Source organism: Burkholderia sp. 10_S31 (assembly GCF_056930375.1).
The window spans coordinates 2,599,212-2,624,557 of record NZ_JBXOWK010000001.1; the positions used below are offsets into that span (position 1 = coordinate 2,599,212).

Consider the following 25,346-nt stretch of genomic DNA (forward strand, 5'->3'; position numbering starts at 1 on the left):
TCCAAGGCAGCACCCGCTCCCGCCTTGGCCGAGCCAATGCATTCACAGGCACACGAAGACAAAGATCCACATCCGAAAGGAGGCAAGAGCTCGTGCCACCCAGTTCGCGTCAATTCGTGCAAGACCCCGTGACTCAAGCCACCGGGTTCCCGTGCCCGCCAGGACCAGCCGTCTCCTGACCGCTGGTAAGGACAGTTTAGGTTCTGCGGGTTTTCACTGACGCGTTAGCTACGACAGTTTCGGGACATTCAGCATTCATTTCCGGACATCGCGCCAAGATCACCGGAAATTCACAAGCATTGCAGATGAACTCGTCGTTCGTTTAATCCCGTTTCTGCGAGAGATCAGGGACATGACCGCGAGCCCCGAGGTCGAGCAATGGCTGAACACGAAATATGGCGTTGAAAGCGCCTTGTACCAGCACCTGTCTTGACTGGTTATCAGCGGCGTGCAAGAGGGCTGCGCTATCATTCAGGCAGCGAGCTGGACGCTGTACGAGGCGCTGTAGTACGACACGCAGAGGATTCGCAGCTTCGACTGGAGCAGTTATCCGATCCTGCGCTTCTCGGTGCCGCCGCACGGCCCGAGAGTCCACCTGATCAATCGTCCCGGCGCGCCGTTCCTCGGCGCGGCCGGCGTATCGATGGGGCCGACTGCCGGCGCACTCGCCAACGCAATCTTCCGTGCGACTGGCCAGCACATGCGCGACATGCCGTTCGCCGGTGACGAACTCATGAAACACATCGACGCCAAGACGCCTCGATGCATGAAAACTCACTGACGCACCGGCGCGCTCCGGTGCCGACGATTCGCCGCGAGGGGATCCGCCACTCATGGACACACTGCTTTCGATGCGCATGTTTACACGCATCGTTGAAACGGGCAGCCTCACGCGCGCGGCGGACACATCAGGTCTGACGACACCGCGCGTGTCCGCGCTGCTGCGTACGCTGGAACAGCATCTCGGCTGTCGGCTGTTGAACCGCACGACCCGCAGGCTGTCGCTGACCGAGGATGGGCAGGCCTACTACGAACGCTGTGTCGCGGTGCTGCGCGAGATCGACGAGATGGAGGCGTCGATGTCTCACTCGCGCAATGCGCCACGCGGCCGCCTGAAGGTGAACCTGCCATCTGCGATGGCCAAGCGGATCGTGGTTCCCGCACTGCCCGCCTTTCTCGTCGCCCATCCGGACATCACGGTGGAGCTCGGCGTGACCGATCGCCAGATCGACCTCGTCGGCGAGGGTGTCGACTGTGTCGTGCGGGTCGGCGCGCTCGACGACTCCGGGATGATCGCGAAGCGCATCGGCAGTCTCACGACCTGCACGTGCGCGTCGCCGTCGTATCTCGAACGATTCGGCGTCCCGGAAACGATCGACGACCTGACCCAACACATCGCGGTCAGCCACGTGTCGGCCGACACCGGCCGGCCGCGGAGCTGGGATTTCGTCGTCGACGGCGACACGCACATCGTGCAGATGCGCGGCACGGTCGCGGTCAACGAGGCGGATACCTACATCGCATGCGGACTCGCGGGCCTCGGATTGATCAAGACCACGCTGTTTTTCGTCGAGCCGTATCTGAAATCCGGCGCGTTGCAGGAGGTACTGCCCAAGTTCAACCCGCCGCCGCGGCCGATCTCCGTGCTGTATCCGCCGAATCGGCACATACCGGCCAAGCTGAAGCTCTTCGTCGACTGGCTCGCCAGCGTATACGCGCAAATCCCGACACTTCAGGGCAAGCGATGCTGAGCGGCGGCGGACACGCACAGCACGTATCTTCATTTCGGGACAAAAAAGGTTCATCGCGGGAAACCGTGGCGCCTTGGAGAGTGATTGACCCGCTCCCCGCGTTTAGTACGGTGACGGTGGCCCGTCCAATCCCGCTCGATGCACCCGTGACAAGAATCGATCGGTCAGAAAAATCGAAAATAGTCTTCATCTCGCGCTCACGCCGGTTGTAACCGATGCATGATCGGCTTCAAAGCCGGATACAGATCGGTATAAACGCCAAAGCGCTGCTCATAGAGAACCATCCGCGCGGCGTCTGGTTGCGCGCGGGCGGTCAACGTCACCCATCCGTCCTGCGCCTCTTCACGCGAAATCAATCCGATCCCAACCGCTGCGAGCAACGCCGCCCCCATCGCCGCTTCCACCTCCTGCTCGATTGTATAAACCGGATAGCCCGTAATGTCGGCAATGATCTGCATCCACAAATCCGAATGCGCGGCGCCGCCGACCACAATCAATTTTTCGTCCAGCGATTGCGCGCCTTTGCGCCCCGCTTCGATGTTGTGCTTCAATGCAAACGACACGCCCTCGAGTACCGCTCGATACAAATGCGCACGCGTGTGAAACAGGCTCAAGCCGACAAACGCACCGCTCGCCCTGGCATCCCACACCGGACTGCGTTCGCCCATCAAATACGGCAAAAACATCACGCCGTCGGCACCTGGCGGAATCACCGAAGCGGCTTCTTCGAGCAAACGATGCGGATCACCATGCGGCGTCGCGCGTGCCGCTTCAGTCTCCGCCTGGCAAAACTGCTCGCGATACCACGTGACCGAAGCGCCCGCCGTAATCGCGCCGCCGAACACATAGATATCGCGCTCGCCGTTGAACACATGCGGCATGCTGATCAAGCCATGCCGCGCATCCACGCGCTGATTGATATACCCCCAGCACATGCTGGTGCCGATCATCGCGACGTGCTGCCCCGCGCGCGTAACGCCTGCGGCAAACGTCGCCACCGCCGCATCGACGCCACCGGCGACGATGGCCGTACCCGCTTCCAGTGCAAGCTGTTCTGTCCACTGCGATAGCAATCCGCCCACCACGTCCGACGACGCCACCAGTCGTTCCGGAAACATCGTGGCGGGAATGCCGAGCATATCGAGTGCTTCGTTGGACCAGTCGCGCCTGGCAATGTCGTAGATGCCGCCAATATTGCCCGCCGAACTGTGGTCGACAGCGACTTCGCCGGTCAGCATGTAGATCACGTACGCGTTGGGTGGCAGGAAGTAACGCGTATGCGCCCACACATCCGGCTCGTGTTCGCGCAGCCACAACATCTTCGTATAGCCGTAATAGCTGTCCACGCCGTTGCCGGTGATCATGTAGAGGCGTTCGAGATCGACGTGGTTGCGTACCCATTCGACCTGATCGGTCGCACGCCGGTCCATCCAGATCAGACACGGATAGAGCGGCCGCATGTCGCGATCGACTGGAATGCCGGAGCCTCCATAGAGACTACTCACACACACCGCCTTGATCGACTTTGCCGCGATGCCCGCCTCCTTTGCCTTCCCGACGCACGCAGCGATGCACTCCACCACCGCGTTCAACCAGACCGCCGGCCACTGCTCGGCCCATAGCGGCCTGGGCGTATCCGGCTGATAGCTCGACGCATGCTGCGCGACGATCGCGCCGTACTGATCGACCAGCAACGCTTTCGTGCTCTGCGTGCCGATATCGACGCCGATGACGTAGTCCATAGAGTCTCCATAAGGTGCCGCTTTTGGTGTCGGAACGCTCCGGCGCACGGCTTCATGAATACCAAACCGCCCCAGGAATCCTTAGGCCGTTTTACGACGGCTGTAATACTCGATCAGCGAAATATTTGAGCATCGAGATGCCTGCTATTGACACGCGTTGTTATAATTCTCTCATCTTATGACTCTATTCTAACGTTCGGGCGAGCCTTTCTCTGGCGGCCCGCACGCTCCCGCCAGATGGCCAAAATCGATCGCTTGCGCCTGCTTGCCGACACCTTGAAAACGCAAGGTGTCCTGCATCTACGCGACGCCGCCACGTTGCTTCAGGTATCCGAGATGACCGTGCGACGCGACATCGCCGCGACGCCAGGTCAGTTCACCTATCTGGGAGGCTATATCGTCAGCGCGAGTGACGTACCCAACGCCTCGGGCTACACCATCGAACACGAAAAAGACCACTTCGCGCAAGCGAAGGCCGAAGCGTCCGCTGTTGCCGCGAGCCTGCTCGCGAACGACGAAACCATCTTTATCGATTGTGGGACGACGCTTGTCGCACTCGCACGCCTGATCCCCGCAGATATGCGTCTAACGGTGGTGTGCTATTCGCTGAACGTCGCAGAAGTCTTACGGCGCAAACCGAACGTGCGAATGATTTTGCTGGGCGGAGAGTACATGCCGTCGTCGGACTCGTTTGCGAGCGACGAGAGCGTCGAGACGTTGCGGCGAATGGGGATCAACAAGGCGTTTCTATCGGCCGGCGGCGTCGACGAAGCACGCGGCGTGACTTGCTGGAATTTTCACGAGGTGGCGATCAAACAGGCGGCGATGGCGAGCGCCGTCGAACGTCACCTGGTGGTCGATCAGAGCAAGATCGGCAAGGTCAAGGCGGTACGATTTTCCCGGCTCGACGAGTTCGATTCGATCATGACCGAGTTCGGGCAAACGGTGCGCGAGCGGCAAGCAGGCTGACCTGAAGCCGCGCGCGGTTCGTCTCTGACTGTCAGTTCCGCCGCCCGAGCGCGAACAACGTCCCGGCAATGAGAATGAAGGCGCCGATAATGGCCTTCTGCCAAGTGCTCGGCACGCCGATCAGGATCAGCACGCTATTGATCAGCGTCACGAGCGCGACGCCGAGCAACGTGCCCATCACGGTCCCCGTGCCGCCGGTGATGCGCGCGCCGCCCAGAATCACGGCAGCAATCACATCGAGCTCGGTGCCCACCAGATCGAACGGATTCGCGAGCCGGTTCGTCGACACATGCAGAATGCCGGCCACGCCCGCGAGCATCCCGGTATAGCCGAACACGAACAGTTGGATCGCCCGCGCGTTGTAGCCGAGCCGTTCGGCGATTGGCAAACTGCCGCCGATCGCATACACACCGCGCCCCATCATCGTGCGATTGAGTAGCCACCACGTCAGCACCGCTGTCACGACCAATGCGACGACCGACACCGGCAGCACCGCGCGGAGCCCATCGGCGGTCGTGTAGAAGAACAGCGGCAACTGGCCGAAACGATCCATGCTATGCGGAATGTTCATGAAGAACTGCGTGCCGACGAATGTCAGCAACACGCCGCGAAACAGGTACTGGGTGCCGATCGTGACGATCAGTGAAGGTGCCTTCAGCCGATGCACCAGCATCCCGTTCACGACGCCGAGCAGCGTGCCGCCCACCGCACCGGCAAGCATGATCAGCATGAACGGCGCATCGGGCCACCACGCGAAAACGGCCTTCGTCAGCGAATACATAGTCAGCGCCGCAATCGCGGTGAACGACACATCGATGCCGCCCGACGCGAGCACCACGAGCGTGCCCATCGCGAAGATCGACATGGTGGTCGCCGAATGCAGCAGGTCGAAGAGCGTCGCGTACTGGAAGAAGCGCGGATTGATCGCTCCGACGATCAGACACGTCAGCACGATCAGCGCGACGGTGAACCATTCGGGGTTGCGCATCAGACTCGCGCGCATGTCGAGCTTGCGCAAGCCAGGCGCACTTGCCTCAACTGCGGCGGCCGTCTCGGGATGCGGAGCGGATTGCAAGGATTCGTTCATGAGATTGCTGTTCACGTGGGTCAGGCCGCCTCGGAAAGAAGTGCGTGATACAGACCGACCTCGTCGAGTTCATCGGCACGATATTCGGCCGCAACGCGACCTTTCTTCATCATCAGGATGCGGTCGCAGTTCTGTAGCAACTCGGGCAGGTCGTCGCTGATCAGAATGATGCCGATACCCTGCTCCGACAAGCGCTGCATGATCCGGTAAATGATGTCCTTCGACCCAACGTCGACGCCGACCGTCGGTCCGTGCAGAATCAGCACGCGCGGATCAATCGCGAGCCAGCGGCCAATCAGCACGCGCTGCTGGTTGCCGCCGGACAGCGACTGCACAGGCTTGTCAATGTCGGGCGTCGCGATCTGAAGATCCCTTACCGTCCGCTCAGCCAGTTCCCGCGCGCGGCGCCGGTCGATCTGCGCGAAGCGGTCGCGCAATGTCGAGATCATCGCGGTGATCACGTTATCGCGGATCGGCTTGTCGAGAAACAGACCTTCGTTGAGGCGATCCTCCGGTACATAGCCGATGCGCTGCACCTTTGCATCGGATGGCGTGCGCAGCCGGACGAGGTCGCCATCGAGCGTCACCGAGCCGGTGTCAGCAGGACTCACGCCTGCCAGCGCCCGTGCCAGTTCGTTGCGGCCCGAGTCGAGCAGGCCGGTCACGCCGAGGATCTCGCCGCGATACAGCGAGAACGACACATCGGCAAACTGGTTGCGGCGGCCGAGCGCCCTGACATCGAGTATCACGTCGTGCGCTTCGGCACCGGCGACCTGGCGATACCGCTCGGTCGACAGATGCTTGCCCGTCATCAGTTCGCTGATCTGTGCTTTCGTGAAGTTGGCGATCGGGCCTTGAGCCATCTTCTGGCCGTCGCGCAGCACGATCACCTCGCCGCCGATCGCAAAGCATTCGTCGAGCTTGTGGCTCACGAACAGCACGGCGACTCCCTCCGCGCGCAGCTTCGCGAGCACCGCGATCAGGTTATCGACTTCCTTTTGTGTCAACGACGTGGTCGGCTCGTCCATGATCACGAAGCGCGCTTCGCTTGCGATCGCGCGCGCGATCGCGACCAGCTGGCGTGTCGCGAGCGGCAACTGTTCGATCAATGTACGCTGGAACTCGGCGTCGCCCCGCAGACCGACCGCTGCGAGCGCGCGGGCTGCCGTCTTGGCGAGCACCTTGCGATCAAAGGTCCGCGCAAGCCGGCCGTTATGCTCGGCAAGTTCGACCGTCAAACCAACGTTCTCCGCGACGCTCATGTTGGGCAGCAGCGACAGGTCCTGATAGACCGTCTCGACGCCCGCTGCCAGCGCCTCCAAAGGCGACAGGCGCGCATGCCGCGTGCCTTCGATCACCAGTTCGCCCTGGTCGGGCGGCTGCGCGCCCGAGATGATCTTGATCAGCGTGCTCTTGCCGCAACCGTTCTCGCCGAGCAGATGGTAGATCTGCCCGCGCTCGAACTGCAGATTCACGCCGCGCAGCGCATACACGCCGGTGAAGCGCTTATGGATATCGACGACTTCGAGAAGCGGTGCCTGACTCATGTTCACCTGCAATGTTGAAGGCGGCGTGCGCCGGTGGTCGGCGCACGCCGCCGCACATCAGAACGGATACTGCTTGTAGTTCGTCTTGTCGACGTCGACCCAGCCCGCCCCGCGCACGATGATGCCCTTGCCCGGTCCCTTGCTGACGGTCACCTTGTTATAGCCGACGATGCCCAGGTCCGCGCCGTTCTCCACCGTTTTGCCGGCGACGAGCATCTGCGCGACCTTGTTCATTGCGATGCCGGCGAGCTTCGGATCCCAGAACGCGATGCCGTTGATTGCGCCGCTTTCAAGGAATTTTCCGGCCTCGGTCGGCAGGCCCGTGCCGTACACGCAGATCTTGCCGATCTTGCCCGCCTCTTCGACCGCACGGCCAATGCCGATCACATCCAGCGACGATGAGCCCTGGAAGCCGTTCAGGTCCGGATGCTTACGCAGGACTTCCTTCGCGACCTTGTACGCCTGTTCGCCGTCGTTATTGGTTTCGAGTTTCGGCTCGACGAGGTCCATCTTCGGGTACTTCTGCTTCGCATTGCCGATGCCGCCGTCGGCCCACTGCACCTGCGAACGGCTGCCGAGCGAACCCACCAGCACTGCCCACTTGCCCTTGCGCCCCATGCAGCTCGCCAGACGTTCGTTCAGACCCGCGCCGTACGCGGTATTGTCGAACGCTTCGATGTCAACCATCGTGTTCTTCTCGTTGTCCGCTTCATGCGTGACGACCTTGATGCCGCGATCCATCGCCTTCTTCAACGCGGGTTCGAGCGTCGGCGGATCGAACGGCACAACGGCGATCGCCGAGACCTTCTTGGCAATCAGGTCTTCGACGATCTTCAGTTGCTGAGCGGCGTCCGCGCGACCGGGCCCCGTCTGATACACGTTGACGGTCGGATTTTCCTTGCCGAACTCCTTCACGCCTTCGTTCATCCGGTTAAACCAGTTGATGCCGGTCACCTTGACGACCGTGACGATCGTCTCGTCAGTCGCGGCTTGCGCCGTAAGGATCGCGCCCGCCGCCACGGCGGCACCTGCGACGGCGATTACAAGTCGATTCAATTTCATGCGATGTCTCCTGTGTCGTTTGAATGTGCTGCACATGAAAGCAGGGTTGAACCTAACGTCCGGTCGATGCGGGTGGCCGCGGCACGTTGGGCGCCGCTCGTGCGCCGCCAATGCCGAAGATGGTGCGAACCCGTTCGCCACCCGCAAACGCCAGCGAAGCAAGCAGCAGGAAACCCCAGGCGCAATCGCCAAAAAACTGCGAAACGCCCAGCAGATTGAACAGGCTCGACAGGAATTGCAGTGCCGTCGCGGCGAGGAATACGCAGACGATGCGGCCATAGCCGCCCGATGGATTCACGCCGCCCATCACCGCGATCAGGATTGCGATCAACAGATACGAGTTGCCGTAGTCCCACTTTGCGCTCGACGTGTGCGTGGCGCTGATCAGGCCGGCAAGCGACGCCAGCACGCCGCACAGGCCATACGTGATGACCAGCATCCGGGTGCGAGGAATGCCCGCGTAGAACGCCGCCTTTGGATTGGTCCCCATCAGGTACAGACGCAGACCGAACGGCATGCGCTTCAGCACCCAGCCAAGCACGAGCACGGTCACCGCGAAAATCGCGAACGAGATCGGAATCTGGAGCCACGTACCGTTGCCGATCGCCGACAACGGATCGACGTACTCAACCCGTACCGACGCGCCGTTGCTCAGCACGACGGCAATACCGGTGAACAGTAGCGACGTACCGAGCGTGCACAGGATCGGCGTCAGGCGCAGGCGTGCGATGACAATCCCGTTCAGCATGCCGCCGAGCACGCCCATCGTCAGCACGATCGCGGTGAACACGGCAGTGTAGAGAGCGGGCGAATCGTCGGCGGAGACCATATGCGGCAACAGCATCGCTGCAACCATTCCCGACAGATTCGCGAGCCCGACGCCCGACAGGTCAATGCCGCCATTGCCCGACACCATCGACAGCATGATGCCGAGCGCGAGCAACCCCAGCTCAGGCAACTGACCACCCATCGATTGCAGGTTGTCAATGTCGACGAACTGCCCGTGCGACAGCACAGTCGCGACGATCACAATCAGCAGGTTCACGCCGACCAGGAAGTTCAGTTGTTTGTCCCTGAACCAGGACGTCATGTTCAGGCCATTCATGATTGAGCCGCGAGCGCTACGTGAGCGCCGAGTACCGCGTTGATCTCGTCGAGCGTCGGCATCGACGGCGCGGTGCCCGCTCGCGTGACCGACAGGCTTGCCAGCGCACAGCCGAAGCGCACCGCATCGAGCGGAGAATCGCCGCGCGACAGCGCCGCGGCCAATCCGCCTGCGAAGCCGTCGCCGGCACCCGCGGTTTCCACGACACGGCCGCAATCGAATGCGGGCACGTGCTCCGAAACCTCACGCGTGTGAAGCAACGCGCCCGCCTTGCCGAGCGTCACGATCACCGCACGCACGCCCTTCGACAGCAGGATATCGGCGGCACGACGGGCATCGTCGACCGTTTCGATCGGCACACCCGTGAGCGCCGTCGCTTCGGTTTCGTTCGGCGTGATGAAGTCGCACAACGGGAACATGTCGTCGTCGAACGGCACGGCCGGCGCGGGGTTGAACACCGTCGTCACGCCGTGGCGGCGCGCGAGTTCGAGACCGCGCTTCGCCGCCGGAACCGGTTGTTCCAGTTGCGTGACGAACACCTTCGCTTTTGCAATGTCCGCCTCCATTGCGTCGACGTCGGCAACGCCCAGTGTGCCCGCAGCGCCAGCAGCAACAATGATCGCGTTGCCGCCTGTGACGTCGTCGACGTAGATATGCGCGGCGCCGGTCGCCATGTCGTCGACGACCGTCGCACGCGCCGTGATGCCTTCGGCGGCCCACGTCGATTGCGCGATTGCACCGAATGCATCGCCGCCGATACGCGTGCAGAACACGACATCCGCGCCGGCTCGTGCGGCAGCCACGGCCTGATTCGATCCCTTGCCGCCCGGGCCCATCGCGAACGAGGTGCCGGCAATCGTTTCGCCGAGCGCCGGCATCCGGCTCGCGCGGAAGCTGAGGTCGGTCACATAGATACCGAGAATGACGACGCTCATTGACAGGCCTCCGCAACGGCAGGCGTATCGGGCGCAAGCTCGACGCCCTTCTTGAAAATGAAGCAGCCATAGCCGCGCGCTTCGCCGGTGGCGATCACGCAGTACGCCTTTTTTGCGCGCTCGTAGAACGCGAAGCGCTCGATCGACACGAACGGCGTCGACCGTCCTTCCGCGCGATCGACTTCCCGCTGCGCTTCACGCTGCACTGCAGGCAACGCATCGGCATCGCCGACCACTTCCATGCGCTCCGCCGGATGCTCGACGAACGAGTCGAGCGGCAACACCGACAGCACCGCGCGAATGGCGCGTGGCGCGTTCGCGCCGTCGAGCCGCAGCACCTTGCCCAGCACGGTTTGACGGGCGACGGAATCCGCCGGGAAGTTCGCATCGCAGACGACTACTTCGTCGCCGTGGCCCATCGAGCAGAGCGCATACAGCACGTCAGCGTTGAGCAACGGATCGATATTTTTCAGCATGTATCTCCTCCATCTTGCGGGCGCCCGTTGAAGGTCTGATCCCGCGGCCATCAGCGGCGACGATCAGTCGCCGTACGGAATCCAGATGTTCTTGACCTGCACCGCCTGCCGCAGGAACGGCAAGCCTTCCGCGGACGCGTCGTACCAGTCGAACACGCGCCCATGATCGACGAACGTACGCTTCAGATTGCCGACCGATTCACGCTCGACAAGCGTCGAGAGCGCTGCGCCGCCGAAACTCCAGAGCGCGTCGACGTCATCGTGCTGCGCAAGCGTCTTCGCAAGCGCGGCATGTTCGCCGGTGACAATGTTCAATGCCCCCGCCGTCACGTCCGACGTCTCGACGACCTGATAGAAATCCGTCGCCATCAACGGGCAGCGTTCACTCGGCACGACGACTACCCGATTGCCCATCGCAAGCGCCGGTGCAATCAACGACACGAAACCCAGCAACGGTGCTTCGTCCGGACTGATCACGGCGACCACGCCAAGCGGCTCGTTCATGGCGAGTGCGACGCCGCGCAACGGCGGCGAATGGACCGCGCCGTCAAACTTGTCGGCCCATGCGGCATACGTGAACAGCCGCGTGATCGACACCTCGACTTCGCGTTCGGCGGCGGCGGCGTCCAATCCCGCGCGAATCACGAGTTGCCGCCCGAATTCGTCCCCGCGCGCAGACAGGTTTTCAGCGAGGTAATACAGTATCTGAGCGCGGTTGTGCGTGCTGGCCTGCGACCACTTCGTCGCGCCGCGCGCCGCTGCGACCGCATTGCGAATGTCCTTGCGGCTACCGTCTGCCACCTCTCCGACGACTAACCCGGACGGTGCACGCACGACGCGCGAGCTGCCGTTGTCCGCACGCACCTGCTTGCCGCCGATAAACAGCTTCGCGGTCCGATCCATCGTACTAAGATAGACATCGGCTTGCGCGACGGGCTTCACCTCGTGACGTTCGTTCGAGCGCAGCGGCAGATCAGTCCACGCCTGCGGCTCAAGGTACTCGTAAATCCCTTCGCGGCCGCCTTCCCGTCCAAAGCCCGACTCGCGATAACCACCGAAGCCGACACCCGCATCGAACAGGTTCGTCGCGTTGACCCACACGACACCGCATTCAAGACGCGGCGCGATATCGAGCGCGCGGCCAATCGTCTCGCTCCACACACTCGCGGCCAGACCGTAACGTGTATGGTTCGCGAGCGCGACTGCTTCGTCGGGCGTGCGAAAGCTCATCGCGACCAGCACCGGTCCGAATATTTCTTCCTGCGCAAGTGTCGACGCGGGCGCGACTTTGGTGACCAGCGTCGGCGGGAAAAACACGCCGTTGTCAGGCATCCGCAGATTCGCAGGCTGGTAGACCTCGCACCCCTCCATCTCGCCTTGTGCGACGAGCGACCTGATACGCTCCAGCTGCACCTCGTCAACGATGGCACCCATGTCGATGCTCTTGTCCAGCGAATGGCCGACCCGCAGCGTCTCCATCCGGCGCTTCAGTTTTTCGATGAAGCGCGCTTCGACACCTTCCTGCACCAGGAGACGCGAACCCGCGCAGCAGACTTGCCCCTGATTGAACCAGATCGCGTCGACCACGCCTTCGACCGCGCCATCCAGATCGGCATCATCGAAGACGATGAACGGCGACTTGCCGCCGAGTTCGAGCGTGAGCGACTTTCCCGAGCCTGCGGTCGCGGCGCGGATCTGCCGGCCGACACTGGTCGATCCAGTGAATGCAATCTTCGCCACCTGCGGATGTTCGACCAGCGCCGCGCCGGTACGGCCGTCTCCCGTGACGACGTTGAGCACGCCCGCAGGCAGCCCCGCGCGATGGGCGAGTTCCGCGAACAGGAGTGCCGTCAGCGGCGTAAATTCAGCGGGCTTCAGCACCACGCAATTGCCGGTTGCCAGTGCTGGCGCGATCTTCCACGCCAGCATCAGCAGCGGAAAATTCCAAGGCACGATCTGCCCGATGACGCCTAGCGGTTGCCAACCCGATAGTTCGCTTTCCTGGAGTTGTGCCCACCCTGCGTGATGCAGAAAGTGCCGCGCGACAAGCGGAATGTCGATGTCGCGCGTCTCGCGGATCGGCTTGCCGTTGTCCAGCGATTCGAGCACGGCGAAGAGCCGGCTATGCCGCTGCACCATCCGGGCAAGTGCATACAGATGCCGCGCACGGCCCGCGCCGCCCAATGCCTGCCAGCCAGGCTGCGCATTGCGTGCGGCGACGACCGCTGCATTCACATCGGCCTTGTCGCCTTGCGCGATGTTTGCGAGCACCCGGCCCGTCGCCGGCTCGCGGGATTCGAATGTTTCGGCACCGTCGCCGGACGTCGGCACGCGAAAAGCACCATCGATAAAATGGCCAAAGACGTTCTCATGCTCAGCGAGCCACGCGCGCGCGGCTTTGTCGTCTTCCGGGGCGGGTCCGTATTCCATCGAAGAAAAGTATTCAGCTACGCTCATGTGGGGTCTTCGTTGTGCGAGATCACGCGAGAGCGTGACGATGGAAGGCGGAATAGCGGCCGGTCACGTGATGCTCGAGTTGCCGCTCGATATCGGCCAGCAGACTCGATGCACCGATGCGAAACAGATCGGGTTCGAGCCACTGCCTTCCTAGTTCTTCTTTCATCAGGATCTGGTATTCCAGCACCGACTTCGCGGTCGACACGCCGCCGGCCGGCTTGAAGCCGATTTCAATGCCGGTGCGCTCGAAGTATTCGCGGATCATGCGCACCATCACGAGCGACACGGCGAGCGTCGCGTTGACACCTTCCTTGCCAGTCGACGTCTTGATGAAATCGGCGCCAGCCATCATGCAGACCATCGACGCCTTCGCGATGTTCGACAGCGTGTTGATGTCGCCAGTGGCGAGAATCGCCTTTACGTGAGCGTCGCCACACGCAGCGCGGAAGTCGCGCATCTCGTTGTACAGCGCTTGCCAATTGCCGGTCAGCACGTGTTCGCGCGTCACCACGATATCGATCTCGGCGGCGCCATCCGCCACGGACGCTTCGATCTCTTTCAGCTTCAGCGGATGCGGAATCAGTCCGGCAGGAAAACCGGTGGACACTGCCGCGACCGGAATGCTGCTGCCCGCCAGCGCCGCGACCGCAGTGCCAACAAAGCGGTGATACACGCAGACCGCGCCGGTTGTGATGGACTGCGCCGGCATGCCAAGCGCTTCGAGCAGATCGTCACGCACCGGGCGGCGAGCCTTTGCACACAAACGTTCGACGCGACCCGCGGTGTCGTCCCCAGAGAGCGTGGTCAGATCGATGCACGTAATGGCTTTGAGTAGCCACGCGGCCTGTGCATCTTTTTTGACCGAACGGCGCGTGCCGAGCGTCGCGACACGCTGCTCGACCGCCGACCTGTTCACACGCAGCGAATCGAGCCACGCCAGATCGAAGGGAACGCCAGGATTGCGGGCGCGGGCGCTTGACGCATGCGCGTAACCCGGCCAGGCGATGACGGAATGAGATGCTTCATCGAACATAGGTAGGCTCGTTGTTGTGTGATGCACAACATCATCCGATAACTTGAGATCATCGTATCACGCCGATGTTACGATCATGACATAGGGAAAACCTCCATTGGTCGGCTGGGTGCTGTCACGTTGAGGAAGTGGCCGGGTAAGACGTGGTGATGAATAAGACCAAATCGCTTTATCACGACCGCCGGCTTCCGGCGGCGGTCATCAGCCACGCGGTTCGGTGGTATTTCCGGTTCCACCTGAGCCTGCGCGACATTGAGGAGTTGCTGTTCGAGCGCGGTGTGGTCGTGAACGATGAATCCGTCGCTGGTGCGACAAATTCGGCGCGGGCTTTGCCCGTCGTGTCAAAGCGGTGCGGCGCAAGCCGGGTAGCACCTGGCGTCTCGATGAGAGGTTTGTGACGCTGCGCGGCGCGAAGATCGTCGGAGAGAATCCGGTGTCGAGTTGATGATTGCCGTGCAGATCGCAATCCGACGAGATGTCGAGCAACTGCCGGCGCTGCCGTTCACGCCGCGCGAGGATGGGATCAATCAGATCCCCTGACCATGTCACGGGAAGTCGAGGCCAGCCGCCGTGCCTCGCCGAGCGAAACGCGCGATACAGGTCCGAGGCCCATTTCCCGTGCACATCCGTTGAGCCTGAAGCGGAACACCCGGGAATGCGCGCCACTGTCCGCGATCTGCATGTAGAGACCACCACCGTCGGCGTAATGGCCCGGAGTCACCTCCTTGGCAACCCGCAACGCACCGAGCCAGTGTAATTGTCGTCCTGACATGACTCCCTCCTACCCGCTTACCCATCTTCCTGCCCATACATCGGGCAGAAATTGTGCGGAAATCTGGCGGAAGCAGCAAGCACGTCGCCACCCATAAACCGATTTGAAATCAGCGACTTAAAGGACGCCTTCGGAAGCTGCTGGAATGCCCGGGAAGCCTTGCCGGGCGGAAGGCAGCCGATTCCAACCACCGCTGCCTCAGGGCCGCCAGGTAAGACTCCCTCCATCGCAGCAGGCTTCTTATCCACGATCCTACCCACATTTGCCGCAGCGGCAATCCAACTCATACTAAAGTGCGCCAAGGCCAAGTTCTTCCGATTCGTACTTGGCGGATCGGATCGCCTCATAGAAGCTCGATTCGATCGCGACTTCCTTCCGGTCGACATGAACGACCCACGCGTTGAACATGAAGCGCCAGCGGATGCGCCGCTCTTCGAGCATCGCCGCAAACCATCTCCATACCGAAGCATCGTCCGCGTTCGCGGTAGCAGCGGCAACCATCCGTGCCTCGCAGATTGCCTCCCAGCCCAGTGAAGGATCGCATCTCGAAATCATGATGTCAGATGATTTTTCTCTCGTGCAATGCGTCGATCTCTTCTTCGCTCAGTCCCAGCCATGCGCCCAGGATCTCATCGGTCTGTTCGCCGAGCCGCGGCGGCGGACGAAGATACTGGACCGGCGAATCGGACATTCGGATCGGATTTGCCACGAGCGGCACGCTGCCGGCCGATGCATGCGGCATCTCGATACGAATGCCGCGCGCCTTGACCTGTTCGTCCGCGAATACCCGGTCGAGCCCATTGATCGGCCCGCACGGCACGCCCGCCGCCTCCATCGCGATGACCCACTCGTCGGTCGACCGGCACGTGGTCACTGCGCCAATCAGCGCGACCAGTTCGTCACGATGCTGTACGCGTAAAGGATTCGTCGAGAAACGTGCATCGCTCGCCCATTGCGGCTGACCGAGCACCGCACAGAGGCTGGTGAACTGGCTGTCATTGCCGACCGCGATGATCATGTGGCCATCGGCCGTCGGAAAGTCCTGGTATGGCACGATGTTCGGATGTGCGTTTCCCATCCGCCGCGGCACGATGCCGCCGACCAGGTAATTGGCGGCCTGGTTCGCGAGCGCGGCGATCTGCACGTCGAGCAGCGCCAGATCGATGTGTTGTCCGCGCCCCGTGCGCTCACGATGGGCAACGGCGGCCAGCACGGCAACCGTCGCATACAGCCCCGTCATCACGTCGGTCAGCGCGACGCCGACCTTCACCGGGCCGGCACCTTCCGTGCCGTCGGCGCGCCCCGTCACGCTCATCAGGCCGCCCATCCCTTGTATCAGGAAGTCGTAACCGGCACGTGACGCATACGGGCCCGTCTGCCCGAACCCGGTAATCGAGCAGTAGATCAGGCGCGGGTTCTCGGCGCTGAGCGTCGCGTAATCCAGCCCGTACTGCGCAAGGCCACCGGCCTTGAAATTCTCGAGCACGATATCGGCCTGCTGCGCGAGTTGCCGAACCAGCGACTGACCGTCCGGCCGGCTCAGATCGACCGCGATCGAGCGTTTGTTGCGATTGGCGCTCAGGTAGTACGCCGATTCGCCCGTCGACTGTCCGTCTTCATCGAGGAGCCACGGCGGGCCCCACGCCCGCGTGTCGTCGCCCGTCCGCGGCCGCTCGACCTTGACGACATCGGCGCCGAGATCGGCGAGAAGCTGGCCGGCCCACGGCCCGGCCAGCACCCGCGACAGATCGAGTACGCGGAGGCCGGCCAATGCGCCTTGCTGTGCGATCGTTTCCATGGCGGCTCAGAATGCGGCAATGCCGGTGATCGCCCGGCCGAGGATCAGCGCGTGGATGTCGTGCGTACCCTCATACGTGTTCACGACTTCAAGATTCACGAGGTGCCGTGCGATGCCGAATTCGTCGCTGATCCCGTTTCCGCCCAGCATGTCCCGCGCGACCCGCGCAATGTCGAGCGCCTTGCCGCATGAGTTGCGCTTCATGATCGACGTGATCTCGACGGCCGCCGTGCCTTCGTCCTTCATCCGGCCGAGCCTCAGGCAACCTTGCAGACCGAGCGCGATCTCGGTCTGCATGTCGGCAAGCTTCTTCTGGATCAGTTGATTCGCGGCAAGCGGCCGGCCGAACTGCTTGCGATCGAGCACGTACTGCCGAGCGCGATGCCAGCAATCCTCGGCAGCGCCGAGCGCGCCCCACGCGATACCGTAGCGCGCGCTGTTCAGGCAGGTGAACGGCCCCTTGAGGCCGCGGACGTCCGGAAACGCGTTCTCCTCCGGACAGAACACATCGTCCATCACGATCTCGCCGGTGATCGACGCACGCAGCCCGACCTTGCCGTGAATCGCCGGCGCCGACAAACCCTTCCAGCCCTTCTCCAGCACGAAACCGCGAATCGCGCCCTCGTCGTCCTTCGCCCAGACGACGAAGACGTCCGCGATCGGGCTGTTCGTGATCCACATCTTGCTGCCCGTCAGGCGATAGCCGCCGTCGACCTTTCGCCCGCGCGCCGCCATGCCGCCCGGATCGGAACCGTGATTCGGCTCGGTCAGGCCGAAGCAGCCGACCAGTTCCCCCGATGCCAGCTTGGGCAAGTATTTCTGGCGAGTCGCTTCGTTGCCGAATGCATGGATCGGCACCATCACGAGGGACGATTGCACGCTCATCATCGAGCGATAGCCGGAATCCACACGTTCGACCTCGCGCGCGACAAGGCCATAGCTGACGTAGTTGCTCCCCACGCCGCCATAGGTGTCCGGAATCGTGATGCCGAGCAGGCCCAGCTCGCCCAATTCGCGAAAGATCGCCCGATCGGTCTGCTCGCGACGAAACGCATCCAGAACGCGCGGTGCCAGCCGCTCCTGACAGTACGCGTGCGCGGAATCGCGCACCATGCGCTCCTCCTCGCCAAGCTGCTGGTCCATCAGCAGCGGGTCGTCCCATTGAAACGAATTCGATTTGTGTGCATTGGTCATTTGTTGATCGCCTGCGTGAAGGTGTTACGCCAACTTTATTCGCCATGTATCGTCAAAACAAACGATTTGTTTGCACCGACATGTGCAAAAATCTCACTCGTTAATTTCATTACTCACCTGGACACGCATCATGCGCCGCACGATCCCCTCCACAACGGCTTTGTCCGCATTCGAGTCCGCCGCTCGCCACCAGAGCTTCACGAAAGCGGCGGACGAGCTCGCCGTCACGCAAAGTGCGATCTGTCGTCAGATCGGTGTGCTCGAGGAATTTCTTGGCGTGAAGCTGTTTCGGCGCACCCGACGCGGCGTGACACTGACCGAAGCCGGTGCGGCGTATAGCCGCCGTGTGGCATCGAGACTCGATCAGATCGAATACGACGCGCTGGAGATGATGGCGACGGGCGGCAAAGGCGGTACCCTGGAGCTCGCGGCCGTGCCGACCTTCGCAACCCGTTGGCTGCTGCCGCGCATGCCGGCGTTCATCGATACGCATCCGGACATCACCGTCAATCTGACCGCCATGCCGCGTCCGTTCATGTTCGATGCGACAGGGTTCGACGCGTCGCTCCACGCAGGCCCCGCGCCGTGGCCCGGTACGGCCGGCGATTTGCTGATGCAGGAAAGCGTGATCGCGGTCGCCAGCCCGAAGCTGGTCGCGTCGCGCATCCAGCCGACTCGGGCGGACTGGCGGCGCTATCGGTTGCTGCAGCAAAGTACGCGACCGTACGCATGGCGCGAATGGTTCGCGGCGCAAGGACGCGAAATGGAAGGCGACCTGTCCGGACCGCGTTATGAACTGTTCTCGATGCTGGCCGAAGCGGCGTCGAGCGGAATCGGAATCGCATTGATTCCTCGCCTGCTCGTCGAGGACGAACTATCGCGCGGGACGCTGGTTCAGGTCGGTCGCTACGAACATCCGACCGGGAATGCGTACTTCCTGATCTACCCGGAAGCCAAGGCGGAAAGCTCGACGCTGTCGGCGTTTCGGGAATGGCTGTGCGGCGAAGCGCGACGATACAACGAGAACATTGCGCACATGGCTCAATCACGCGGCGCGCGACATCACCGGCCCGCACCGTGACTGCATCTGATCGAAACGGCGTTTCGCGAGTGTGCGCGTCAACTGAAGCGCATGGGTGACTGACGGCCTCGCCGCCGCGCCCGGCACGATATGCGCTGCACGCTACTACCGCGATGGTGTCGATCGCATGAGCAAACGCGGCGCCGGATAACCGGTCGCCGCGCCGACTACCTATAGAATCTCGCACGCCTCGTCGAAATCGAGCCGCGGGCTGCGGGGAAAAAGTCCGCCCGAATCGCCATACCCGAGGCAGCAAAGAAAGTTCACGCGCAGTGCCGTGCCTTCGAAGAACAGCTGATCGACTCTGGCCGCGTCGAATCCCGACAGCGGCCCGCAGTCGAGACCGAGCGTGCGCGCCGCCATGATGAAATAGCCACCCTGCAGCGAGCTGTTGCGAAAGCATGTGTCGCGTGCCAGCTCCGGTTGCTCGATGAATATCTTCGCTGCGCCCGGCCGATGCGGAAACAGCTTGTCGAGCTGCGTGTAGAACGCCACATCCTGCGCAATGATCGCAACGACCGGCGCGGTACGCACTTTCTCGACGTTCCCTGGAGAAACCGCCGACAACAGCCTTTCGCGCGCCGGCGGCGACCGCACGAACACGACGCGCATCGGCGAGCAGTTCATGCTCGTCGGACCCCACCGGGTCAGTTCGTACAGGTCACGCAGCACCGCATCGGGCACCGCCTGGTCCAGCCACGCGTTCTGGCTGCGTGCGTCGGTAAATAACTGCTGGCGCGCGCGGGTATCGAGCGGCTCGTTCATACCGTTTTCCTCCAGATCGACCATCGAAAGACCATGCGTGCGCGTCATGTGCGCGTCGCACCGACCATGAAGAACGCCACGGTCGCCGGGCTGTTCCCCTTGTTGCGCCATGCGTGGCGCGTGCCGTTCTGCACGACGACATCCATTGGCCCGAGCCGCGTCGCCCGCCCGTCATCGAGCTCCAGCCAGATCTCGCCCGACAGCACGAGCGCATAGTCGACCGTTTCGGTCATATGCATGCCTGGATGATCAGGCTCGAACGTCGCCGCGAGATCCGGCATGCGCGCGGCACATTCGTTTGCCGCCGCTGCCGGATCGAACTGCGGAGCCGCCATGACCTGATCCGGCGGAAAGGTGACGACCAGGAGACTGGTCGCGCCGGCCGGCGGAATCAGGGTGTCTTTTCCGACCGTCGGATCGGCCGTCGTCGCCATCGACGGAGATGCCGCGGTCGTCCACACCTGTGCGAATGCATGTCCGGGAATGGTGCCGAACAGGACAGTTCGGGGTGTCGGGCCATCGGAAATCACGACGGACCGGCCGTGCGGATCACGGCCGGTCACCACGCGTCGAATGTGCATGAGTTGCCTCGCTGTAAGGAAACGCTTTCGGCCGACGACACCCCGGCGCCGATGTGACGCGGAAGTGTCGCCGATGTGCTTTACGGACAGATCACGTAGTTGCTGAAGCCGCCATTGCGATTCTCGATCCCGCCCAGCGCGACATTGATGTCCTCCAGCTTGAACGTGCAGTGTTCGAAGACCGACAGGTCGACGACGCCGGATTCGACCATGTCCGCCATTTCCTGTCCTTGCCCAGCCGTGAACCACGCGGAGCCGCTCAGGCGCTGGTCGTTGTCCATCATGTAGTGAAGATTGACCGGCACGTCGCCGGCGACCGCGCCGACATTGACGAGATGACCGCCACGTCGCAGCGTCTTCAGCGACTCCTGCAGCGTCGTATGCGGTGCGCCCGGCCCGAGCGCATCGATCACCGCATCGACGCCTTCCCCGCGCGTGATGCGCGCCGCCCATGCGTCGACCGGCTCGTCATCGAGCGCCAGGACCTCGATGCGATCCGGCGCAATCGCCTTCACGCGCTGCAGCAATTCCTTGTTGCGTGCGGTGCCGAGAATCTTCCGCGCCCCCATTGCGAGCCCGAACAGTGCAACCCCGATGCCGAGCGTCCCGCTGATGCCGTTGACCAGGATCGTGCTGCTCGGCCCGACTTCCGCCTTCTTCAGCGCACGATAGGCGGTGCCGAGATAGCCGAACCGCGCCGCGGTCTCATGGCTCAGGTTGTCGGGTATCTTGACCAGGCTGTATTGCGGCGCGGTCATGAACTCGCACAGCCCGCCGTACGGATAGTCGTCGAAGATGGCCTGCGATCGCTGGCCGAACCCGAAATAGCCGTTGAATGTGTAGTACGGACAGGCCGTGGTATCACCCGAGCGGCACGCGCGGCAACCGCCGCAATAGCGCGCCGGATTCACGTAGACGCGGTCCCCCACGTTGAACGCATGGACCTGACTGCCAACCTCCTCGATCACGCCCGTCGCGTCGAGACCGAAAATCGCCGGCAGTCGGGGCAGCGGCAGGTGGGGAAACCATTTCTGCCAGTTGCTCAGCACGTTGCCGAGGTTGGGCACGATGCCACATGCCTTGACTCTCACCAGCACGTCGGTCGGCCGCGGCGACGGCACCGGAATATCCTCCACCACCATCGGTGCGCCGACATCGTGCATCCGTGCTGCTCGCATCATCTTCGTCATGTCTGTCTCCTGTCTGTCACTCTTCGTGTATTCGCAACACACATTCACCGGCCCGGTCATCTGTCTGCGACTCAAGCCAAGCTAAATGCATGATATCAATTTTTATGCATAAAAACTCAGATTCCGCCTGAACTTCATCGCAGGCCGTCGAGACCCTTGACGTCCGACGCCGCGAGGCCGCCCAGTCGCGCATGCACGCGCCCGCCCGTCGCCATCGCGAGTGCGAACGCGATCTCGTTGCGGCGCGGGCCATCCCAGACGGTCACCTCGCACGTGCCATAGTGACTGCGGACATAAGACGCCTGAATATGGCCCAGCGGCACCATCAGGCGCGCACCAACGCCGCCGATCGTCTTGGCCGACGGCACCATGGCTTTCGGCTGGCCCAGCGATTCCCGCATCGCCCAGCCGCCGGCTTCGTGCCATACGGCACCATGCTCGAGTTCGCCATCCTCGCCGACGATCGCGCCCTTTCCGTACGCCTGGACGTTCTCCGCGCCGCCGAGCAGCGCCACGAGGCGTGACGAGAGGTCATGCCCGAGTTCGCGCAGCGCCTGCATGAACGGCAGCAGGTCGGGCTCGTACCGCCCCGCATACGGATTCGCGACGACGGCAGTCGCGACCGCAACCCGCAGCGGCTCGCTCACGCGCTCTCCCCCTTCGTGCCAGACCTCCTCCACATCGAGCTTGATCTTTCTGACATTGACCAGCGGCATCTTTCTGCTCCACGAAAATTGTTCGGATCGCCGGGAGCCAGTTTGTGCTCCCGTGCTTGCATTATATCCATTCCGATGTAATATGCATAAAAACATGTTTTATGCCCAAACGGAGGAGCAATGAAACTCGTGTCGTATCGCCGGGCCGGCAAGGCCGCTTTCGGTGCAATCAAGGAACAAGGGATCGTCGATCTCGCGTCGCGCATGCCGGCGCTGGCCGATCTCGCTTCACTGCTCGCGGATGACGCGGCACTGGACGAAGCACGCCGGCTCGTCGCCGCGGCCGCGGCCGCGGATTTCCCGTTGACCGATGTCGAACTCGAGCCGGTCATTCCACGCCCGAACAAGATCATCTGCGTCGGCATCAACTATGTCGCGCACGCAGCGGAAGCCGGGCGCACGGTCGGCAAGTACCCTGTCATCTTCCATCGTTACGCGGAAACCCTGTTGCCGCACGGTGCACCGCTGATTCGTCCGACCATTTCGGACAGTTTCGATTTCGAGGCCGAACTCGCGGTCGTCATCGGCCGCGGCGGTTCGCATATCGCACCGGAAGACGCGATGAGCCATGTTGCCGGCTATACGTGCTTCAACGACGCCAGCGTCCGTGATTGGCAGTTCCATACGCACCAATACGGGATGGGCAAGAATTTCCGCGGTACCGGCGCGCTCGGCCCGTGGCTCGTCACGACCGACGAAATTCCGGACTACCGTGAACTCTCGGTACACGGTCTGTTGAATGGCGAACAGATGCAGATCGGCAAGCTGTCCGAACTCGCCTTCGACATTCCGGCCCTGATCGCATACGTATCGCAGGCGCTCGACTGGCAGCCGGGCGACATCCTCGCGACCGGCACCCCGAGCGGGATCGGCTTCAAGCGCCAGCCGCCGGTGTTCCTGAAGCCTGGCGACACCTTCGACGTGGTGATCCCGGGGGTCGGCACGCTGTCGAACCCCGTGGCCGAGGAAGCGTGAGCGATACTCGAACAATCAGGAGACGATCATGGCAGCATTGCCGAAAATTCAGTTCACCCACTGCGGAATCTTCTGCAGCGACCTCGACCGGATGGTCGACTATTACCGCAAGGCACTCGGGTTCGTGATCAGCGACAAGGGTGTCGCGTCGACCGGACACAATCTGTACTTCATGACGCAGGATCCGGAAATCCATCATCAGCTCGTGTTGTTCGATGGAAAGCCCACCGACCTCCCCTTCAACCCGGTCAACCAGCTTTCCTTCCTGCTCGATTCGCTGGACGATCTGCGCACGTATTACCAACGCGCGAAACGCGCGGGCGTCGCCGGTATCGAGCAAGTCGATCACGGTAACGCGTGGTCGATCTATTTCAAGGATCCGGAAGGCAATCCGATCGAACTCTACGTCGACAGCCCATTCTTCACCGCGCAGCCTTGTCGCGAGCCGCTCGATCTCGATCTCCCGAGCTCTGAAGTCCTGAGACGGACGGAAGCGATGTGCCAGCGCCGCCCGGGCTTCCTGACGCGCGACGCATGGATCGCGGCAATGCGCGAACGCATCGCCGCCCAGCGCACCGCGTTCGACGAATAGACATACCAATCCGCAGCGTCCGCCGCGTTCGACGGCAGGCGGACGCCACCCTGCAAAAATGGGGGAGATCACTGGTCATGAAGTGCAATCTGATTGGCGGGTCGTGGCGCACCGGCGCCACTTCACGCCGCAACATCAATCCGTCCGATCTCGACGACGCGATCGGCGACTATGCGCACGCGGATGTCGAGCAGGCACACGAGGCAATCGACGCCGCTAGCGACGCTCAACGCGGCTGGCGGGACAGCGGCATCCAGGCCAGAGCGAATGCACTCGACGCGATCGGCAGCGAATTGCTCTCGCGACAGACGGAACTCGGTACGCTGCTGTCGCGTGAAGAAGGCAAGACGCTTGCCGAGGGCATTGCCGAAGTCGCGCGTGCCGGGCAGATATTCAAGTTCCACGCCGCCGAAGCGGTGCGCTCGGGCGGCGAGTCCCTGCCGTCGGTCAGGCCGCTCGTCGATGTCAGTATCACGCGCGAGCCGGTCGGTGTCGTCGGCATCATCACGCCGTGGAACTTCCCGATGGCCATTCCGGCCTGGAAGATCGCGCCGGCACTGGCGCACGGCAACAGCGTCGTCTTCAAGCCGGCGGACCTCGTCCCGGGATCCGCATGGGCGCTCGCGGACATCATCCACCGCAGCGGCATTCCGCCCGGCACATTCAATCTCGTGATGGGGCGCGGCAGTGTCGTCGGCAACGCGATGGTCGCCTCGCCGAACATCCACGCGATCTCGTTTACCGGATCGGTCGATACCGGGCGGAACCTGCTGCTGCAGGGCGCGCGCCAGTTCAAGCGGATGCAGCTCGAGATGGGCGGCAAGAATCCGCTCGTCGTCCTGAACGACGCGGACCTCGACGTCGCCGTCGACTGTGCGATACAGGGCGCCTATTACTCGACCGGGCAGCGCTGCACCGCATCATCCCGTTTCATCGTGCAGAAAGGCATTTACACGCGCTTCGTCAACCGTGTTGCGGAGGCACTCGGGCAGCTCCGAGTCGGGCATGCGCTCGACGCCGACACGCAAATCGGGCCCGTTGTCGACAGCGAGCAACTGCGACTGGACGAAGCGTACGTGGAAATCGGCCGGAATGAAGGGGCGACGCTGATCTGCGGCGGAACGACCGTCGTCCGCAGCACTCGAGGCCATTTTCTGACGCCGGCGCTGTTCTCCGACGCGGCACCGACGATGCGCATCGCGCGCGAGGAGATCTTCGGCCCGATCGCGTGCGCTATCCCGGCGAAGGATTACGACGAGGCGCTGGAGATGGCGAACGACAGCGAGTTCGGATTGTCAGCCGGCATCTGTACGACGTCTCTGAAACATGCGGCGCATTTCAGGCAACACATGCGCAGCGGGATGGTGATGGTCAACGTGCCCACCGCGGGGGTCGACTATCACGTGCCGTTCGGTGGCACGAAGTCGTCGAGCTACGGCCCGCGCGAGCAAGGCCGATACGCCGCCGAATTCTTCACGACCGTCAAGACCGCCTACACGAAGGCATACTGAGATCAGT

23 protein-coding genes and 3 pseudogenes are annotated in these 25,346 nt (G+C 62.6%); 8 read left to right on the forward strand and 18 right to left on the reverse strand.

The genetic code is table 11. From position 1 onward, the window contains the following. Positions 1 to 466 precede the first annotated feature (466 nt). Together AC1Z3W_RS11620 and AC1Z3W_RS11625 are read left to right on the forward strand one after the other, a co-directional pair. Positions 467 to 781, forward strand: a pseudogene (locus AC1Z3W_RS11620) (xanthine dehydrogenase family protein molybdopterin-binding subunit); the annotation flags it as partial. Between the two features lie 52 nt (positions 782 to 833). Continuing rightward, positions 834 to 1,751: a LysR family transcriptional regulator gene (locus tag AC1Z3W_RS11625; protein WP_057923901.1), complete on the forward strand. Its 918-nt coding sequence runs from the start codon at positions 834 to 836 to the stop codon at positions 1,749 to 1,751. Between the two features lie 102 nt (positions 1,752 to 1,853). On the opposite strand, the pseudogene AC1Z3W_RS11630 reads toward AC1Z3W_RS11625, so the two are convergent. Together AC1Z3W_RS11630 and AC1Z3W_RS11635 are read right to left on the reverse strand one after the other, a co-directional pair. Further along, positions 1,854 to 1,941: pseudogene (locus tag AC1Z3W_RS11630) on the reverse strand (SDR family oxidoreductase); the annotation flags it as partial. A gap of 7 nt (positions 1,942 to 1,948) precedes the next feature. Further along, on the reverse strand, positions 1,949 to 3,493 hold the full coding sequence (locus tag AC1Z3W_RS11635) for an FGGY-family carbohydrate kinase (protein WP_057923902.1): 1,545 nt from the start codon (positions 3,491 to 3,493) through the stop codon (positions 1,949 to 1,951). A gap of 237 nt (positions 3,494 to 3,730) precedes the next feature. On the opposite strand from AC1Z3W_RS11635, the gene AC1Z3W_RS11640 reads away from it, so the two are divergent. Next, entirely contained in the window at positions 3,731 to 4,462 is a 732-nt protein-coding gene (locus tag AC1Z3W_RS11640; protein WP_057923903.1) for a DeoR family transcriptional regulator, read from the forward strand. Positions 4,463 to 4,493: 31 nt separating this feature from the next. Here AC1Z3W_RS11640 and AC1Z3W_RS11645 read toward each other — a convergent pair whose 3' ends face one another. The 8 genes from AC1Z3W_RS11645 to deoC form a co-directional block, all read right to left on the reverse strand. Further along, positions 4,494 to 5,549 (reverse strand): ABC transporter permease, encoded by a 1,056-nt coding sequence (locus AC1Z3W_RS11645; protein WP_483507624.1) that lies wholly within the window; start codon positions 5,547 to 5,549, stop codon positions 4,494 to 4,496. 20 nt (positions 5,550 to 5,569) lie between these two features. After that, complete coding sequence (locus AC1Z3W_RS11650) at positions 5,570 to 7,096, reverse strand: sugar ABC transporter ATP-binding protein (RefSeq protein WP_483507625.1); 1,527 nt, start codon at positions 7,094 to 7,096, stop codon at positions 5,570 to 5,572. Between the two features lie 57 nt (positions 7,097 to 7,153). Continuing rightward, on the reverse strand, positions 7,154 to 8,158 hold the full coding sequence (locus AC1Z3W_RS11655; protein ID WP_057923904.1) for a substrate-binding domain-containing protein: 1,005 nt from the start codon (positions 8,156 to 8,158) through the stop codon (positions 7,154 to 7,156). A gap of 52 nt (positions 8,159 to 8,210) precedes the next feature. Further along, positions 8,211 to 9,263: an ABC transporter permease gene (locus AC1Z3W_RS11660; RefSeq protein ID WP_173938471.1), complete on the reverse strand. Its 1,053-nt coding sequence runs from the start codon at positions 9,261 to 9,263 to the stop codon at positions 8,211 to 8,213. Further along, a complete protein-coding gene (rbsK, locus tag AC1Z3W_RS11665) occupies positions 9,260 to 10,198 on the reverse strand; it encodes a ribokinase (RefSeq protein WP_057923906.1) in 939 nt (312 codons plus the stop codon). Before rbsK ends, AC1Z3W_RS11660 begins: the two co-directional genes overlap by 4 nt. Next, positions 10,195 to 10,674 (reverse strand): RbsD/FucU family protein, encoded by a 480-nt coding sequence (locus AC1Z3W_RS11670; protein ID WP_483507626.1) that lies wholly within the window; start codon positions 10,672 to 10,674, stop codon positions 10,195 to 10,197. Before AC1Z3W_RS11670 ends, rbsK begins: the two co-directional genes overlap by 4 nt. A gap of 63 nt (positions 10,675 to 10,737) precedes the next feature. Then, positions 10,738 to 13,131 carry an aldehyde dehydrogenase family protein gene (locus tag AC1Z3W_RS11675; RefSeq protein WP_483507627.1) on the reverse strand — a complete coding sequence of 798 codons (2,394 nt, stop codon included), beginning with the start codon at positions 13,129 to 13,131 and terminating at the stop codon, positions 10,738 to 10,740. Positions 13,132 to 13,153: 22 nt separating this feature from the next. Next, positions 13,154 to 14,164 (reverse strand): deoxyribose-phosphate aldolase, encoded by a 1,011-nt coding sequence (gene deoC / locus AC1Z3W_RS11680; RefSeq protein WP_057923909.1) that lies wholly within the window; start codon positions 14,162 to 14,164, stop codon positions 13,154 to 13,156. A 149-nt stretch (positions 14,165 to 14,313) separates the two neighbouring features. Between deoC and AC1Z3W_RS11685 the strand changes: the two are divergent. Continuing rightward, positions 14,314 to 14,451: pseudogene (locus tag AC1Z3W_RS11685) on the forward strand (IS6 family transposase); the annotation flags it as partial. Positions 14,452 to 14,687: 236 nt separating this feature from the next. Here the strand turns inward: AC1Z3W_RS11685 and AC1Z3W_RS11690 are convergent. From AC1Z3W_RS11690 to AC1Z3W_RS11705, 4 genes are all read right to left on the reverse strand, one after another. Beyond that, the gene (locus tag AC1Z3W_RS11690; protein ID WP_242431724.1) at positions 14,688 to 14,936 is read right to left on the reverse strand and encodes an Arm DNA-binding domain-containing protein; all 249 of its coding nucleotides are present in this window, start codon (positions 14,934 to 14,936) and stop codon (positions 14,688 to 14,690) included. 288 nt (positions 14,937 to 15,224) lie between these two features. Further along, positions 15,225 to 15,437 carry a hypothetical protein gene (locus AC1Z3W_RS11695; RefSeq protein ID WP_234745145.1) on the reverse strand — a complete coding sequence of 71 codons (213 nt, stop codon included), beginning with the start codon at positions 15,435 to 15,437 and terminating at the stop codon, positions 15,225 to 15,227. 58 nt (positions 15,438 to 15,495) lie between these two features. Continuing rightward, positions 15,496 to 16,734, reverse strand: a complete 1,239-nt coding sequence (locus AC1Z3W_RS11700) for a CaiB/BaiF CoA transferase family protein (protein WP_483507628.1) — start codon at positions 16,732 to 16,734, stop codon at positions 15,496 to 15,498. A 6-nt stretch (positions 16,735 to 16,740) separates the two neighbouring features. Next, positions 16,741 to 17,928, reverse strand: coding sequence for an acyl-CoA dehydrogenase (locus AC1Z3W_RS11705; RefSeq protein WP_483507629.1), 1,188 nt, complete (start codon positions 17,926 to 17,928; stop codon positions 16,741 to 16,743). 130 nt (positions 17,929 to 18,058) lie between these two features. Between AC1Z3W_RS11705 and AC1Z3W_RS11710 the strand changes: the two genes are divergently transcribed. Further along, entirely contained in the window at positions 18,059 to 19,009 is a 951-nt protein-coding gene (locus tag AC1Z3W_RS11710; RefSeq protein ID WP_483507630.1) for a LysR substrate-binding domain-containing protein, read from the forward strand. A 171-nt stretch (positions 19,010 to 19,180) separates the two neighbouring features. Here AC1Z3W_RS11710 and AC1Z3W_RS11715 read toward each other — a convergent pair whose 3' ends face one another. The 4 genes from AC1Z3W_RS11715 to AC1Z3W_RS11730 all read right to left on the reverse strand — a co-directional run bounded on the left by AC1Z3W_RS11715 (position 19,181) and on the right by AC1Z3W_RS11730 (position 22,261). Next, complete coding sequence (locus tag AC1Z3W_RS11715; RefSeq protein ID WP_124494236.1) at positions 19,181 to 19,774, reverse strand: malonic semialdehyde reductase; 594 nt, start codon at positions 19,772 to 19,774, stop codon at positions 19,181 to 19,183. A gap of 44 nt (positions 19,775 to 19,818) precedes the next feature. After that, the gene (locus AC1Z3W_RS11720) at positions 19,819 to 20,208 is read right to left on the reverse strand and encodes a cupin domain-containing protein (RefSeq protein WP_226148445.1); all 390 of its coding nucleotides are present in this window, start codon (positions 20,206 to 20,208) and stop codon (positions 19,819 to 19,821) included. A gap of 227 nt (positions 20,209 to 20,435) precedes the next feature. Continuing rightward, the gene (locus AC1Z3W_RS11725; protein WP_483507631.1) at positions 20,436 to 21,545 is read right to left on the reverse strand and encodes an alcohol dehydrogenase catalytic domain-containing protein; all 1,110 of its coding nucleotides are present in this window, start codon (positions 21,543 to 21,545) and stop codon (positions 20,436 to 20,438) included. A 134-nt stretch (positions 21,546 to 21,679) separates the two neighbouring features. After that, positions 21,680 to 22,261: an amino acid synthesis family protein gene (locus AC1Z3W_RS11730; protein WP_483507632.1), complete on the reverse strand. Its 582-nt coding sequence runs from the start codon at positions 22,259 to 22,261 to the stop codon at positions 21,680 to 21,682. Between the two features lie 120 nt (positions 22,262 to 22,381). On the opposite strand from AC1Z3W_RS11730, the gene AC1Z3W_RS11735 reads away from it, so the two are divergent. The 3 genes from AC1Z3W_RS11735 (at position 22,382) to AC1Z3W_RS11745 (ending at position 25,339) form a co-directional block, all read left to right on the forward strand. Beyond that, positions 22,382 to 23,236 (forward strand): fumarylacetoacetate hydrolase family protein, encoded by an 855-nt coding sequence (locus AC1Z3W_RS11735; RefSeq protein ID WP_483507633.1) that lies wholly within the window; start codon positions 22,382 to 22,384, stop codon positions 23,234 to 23,236. Positions 23,237 to 23,264: 28 nt separating this feature from the next. Beyond that, complete coding sequence (locus AC1Z3W_RS11740) at positions 23,265 to 23,828, forward strand: VOC family protein (RefSeq protein ID WP_483507634.1); 564 nt, start codon at positions 23,265 to 23,267, stop codon at positions 23,826 to 23,828. Positions 23,829 to 23,905: 77 nt separating this feature from the next. After that, complete coding sequence (locus AC1Z3W_RS11745) at positions 23,906 to 25,339, forward strand: aldehyde dehydrogenase family protein (RefSeq protein ID WP_483507635.1); 1,434 nt, start codon at positions 23,906 to 23,908, stop codon at positions 25,337 to 25,339. The last annotated feature ends 7 nt before the right edge of the window (positions 25,340 to 25,346 follow it).

What these genes read in the sequence shown, in the direction of transcription:
- AC1Z3W_RS11625 (WP_057923901.1), top strand. Translation starts at nt 834, where the DNA reads ATGGACACACTGCTTTCGATGCGCATGTTTACACGCATCGTTGAAACG.
- AC1Z3W_RS11725 (WP_483507631.1), bottom strand. Translation starts at nt 21,545, where the DNA reads ATGACGAAGATGATGCGAGCAGCACGGATGCACGATGTCGGCGCACCG.
- AC1Z3W_RS11735 (WP_483507633.1), top strand. Translation starts at nt 22,382, where the DNA reads ATGAAACTCGTGTCGTATCGCCGGGCCGGCAAGGCCGCTTTCGGTGCA.
- AC1Z3W_RS11645 (WP_483507624.1), bottom strand. Translation starts at nt 5,549, where the DNA reads ATGAACGAATCCTTGCAATCCGCTCCGCATCCCGAGACGGCCGCCGCA.
- AC1Z3W_RS11745 (WP_483507635.1), top strand. Translation starts at nt 23,906, where the DNA reads ATGAAGTGCAATCTGATTGGCGGGTCGTGGCGCACCGGCGCCACTTCA.
- deoC (WP_057923909.1), bottom strand. Translation starts at nt 14,164, where the DNA reads ATGTTCGATGAAGCATCTCATTCCGTCATCGCCTGGCCGGGTTACGCG.
- rbsK (WP_057923906.1), bottom strand. Translation starts at nt 10,198, where the DNA reads ATGAGCGTCGTCATTCTCGGTATCTATGTGACCGACCTCAGCTTCCGC.
- AC1Z3W_RS11655 (WP_057923904.1), bottom strand. Translation starts at nt 8,158, where the DNA reads ATGAAATTGAATCGACTTGTAATCGCCGTCGCAGGTGCCGCCGTGGCG.
- AC1Z3W_RS11695 (WP_234745145.1), bottom strand. Translation starts at nt 15,437, where the DNA reads ATGGTTGCCGCTGCTACCGCGAACGCGGACGATGCTTCGGTATGGAGA.
- AC1Z3W_RS11640 (WP_057923903.1), top strand. Translation starts at nt 3,731, where the DNA reads ATGGCCAAAATCGATCGCTTGCGCCTGCTTGCCGACACCTTGAAAACG.
- AC1Z3W_RS11675 (WP_483507627.1), bottom strand. Translation starts at nt 13,131, where the DNA reads ATGAGCGTAGCTGAATACTTTTCTTCGATGGAATACGGACCCGCCCCG.
- AC1Z3W_RS11700 (WP_483507628.1), bottom strand. Translation starts at nt 16,734, where the DNA reads ATGGAAACGATCGCACAGCAAGGCGCATTGGCCGGCCTCCGCGTACTC.
- AC1Z3W_RS11670 (WP_483507626.1), bottom strand. Translation starts at nt 10,674, where the DNA reads ATGCTGAAAAATATCGATCCGTTGCTCAACGCTGACGTGCTGTATGCG.
- AC1Z3W_RS11730 (WP_483507632.1), bottom strand. Translation starts at nt 22,261, where the DNA reads ATGCCGCTGGTCAATGTCAGAAAGATCAAGCTCGATGTGGAGGAGGTC.
- AC1Z3W_RS11635 (WP_057923902.1), bottom strand. Translation starts at nt 3,493, where the DNA reads ATGGACTACGTCATCGGCGTCGATATCGGCACGCAGAGCACGAAAGCG.
- AC1Z3W_RS11650 (WP_483507625.1), bottom strand. Translation starts at nt 7,096, where the DNA reads ATGAGTCAGGCACCGCTTCTCGAAGTCGTCGATATCCATAAGCGCTTC.
- AC1Z3W_RS11740 (WP_483507634.1), top strand. Translation starts at nt 23,265, where the DNA reads ATGGCAGCATTGCCGAAAATTCAGTTCACCCACTGCGGAATCTTCTGC.
- AC1Z3W_RS11690 (WP_242431724.1), bottom strand. Translation starts at nt 14,936, where the DNA reads ATGTCAGGACGACAATTACACTGGCTCGGTGCGTTGCGGGTTGCCAAG.
- AC1Z3W_RS11720 (WP_226148445.1), bottom strand. Translation starts at nt 20,208, where the DNA reads ATGGCGACGACGGCCGATCCGACGGTCGGAAAAGACACCCTGATTCCG.
- AC1Z3W_RS11660 (WP_173938471.1), bottom strand. Translation starts at nt 9,263, where the DNA reads ATGAATGGCCTGAACATGACGTCCTGGTTCAGGGACAAACAACTGAAC.
- AC1Z3W_RS11715 (WP_124494236.1), bottom strand. Translation starts at nt 19,774, where the DNA reads ATGAACGAGCCGCTCGATACCCGCGCGCGCCAGCAGTTATTTACCGAC.
- AC1Z3W_RS11710 (WP_483507630.1), top strand. Translation starts at nt 18,059, where the DNA reads ATGCGCCGCACGATCCCCTCCACAACGGCTTTGTCCGCATTCGAGTCC.
- AC1Z3W_RS11705 (WP_483507629.1), bottom strand. Translation starts at nt 17,928, where the DNA reads ATGACCAATGCACACAAATCGAATTCGTTTCAATGGGACGACCCGCTG.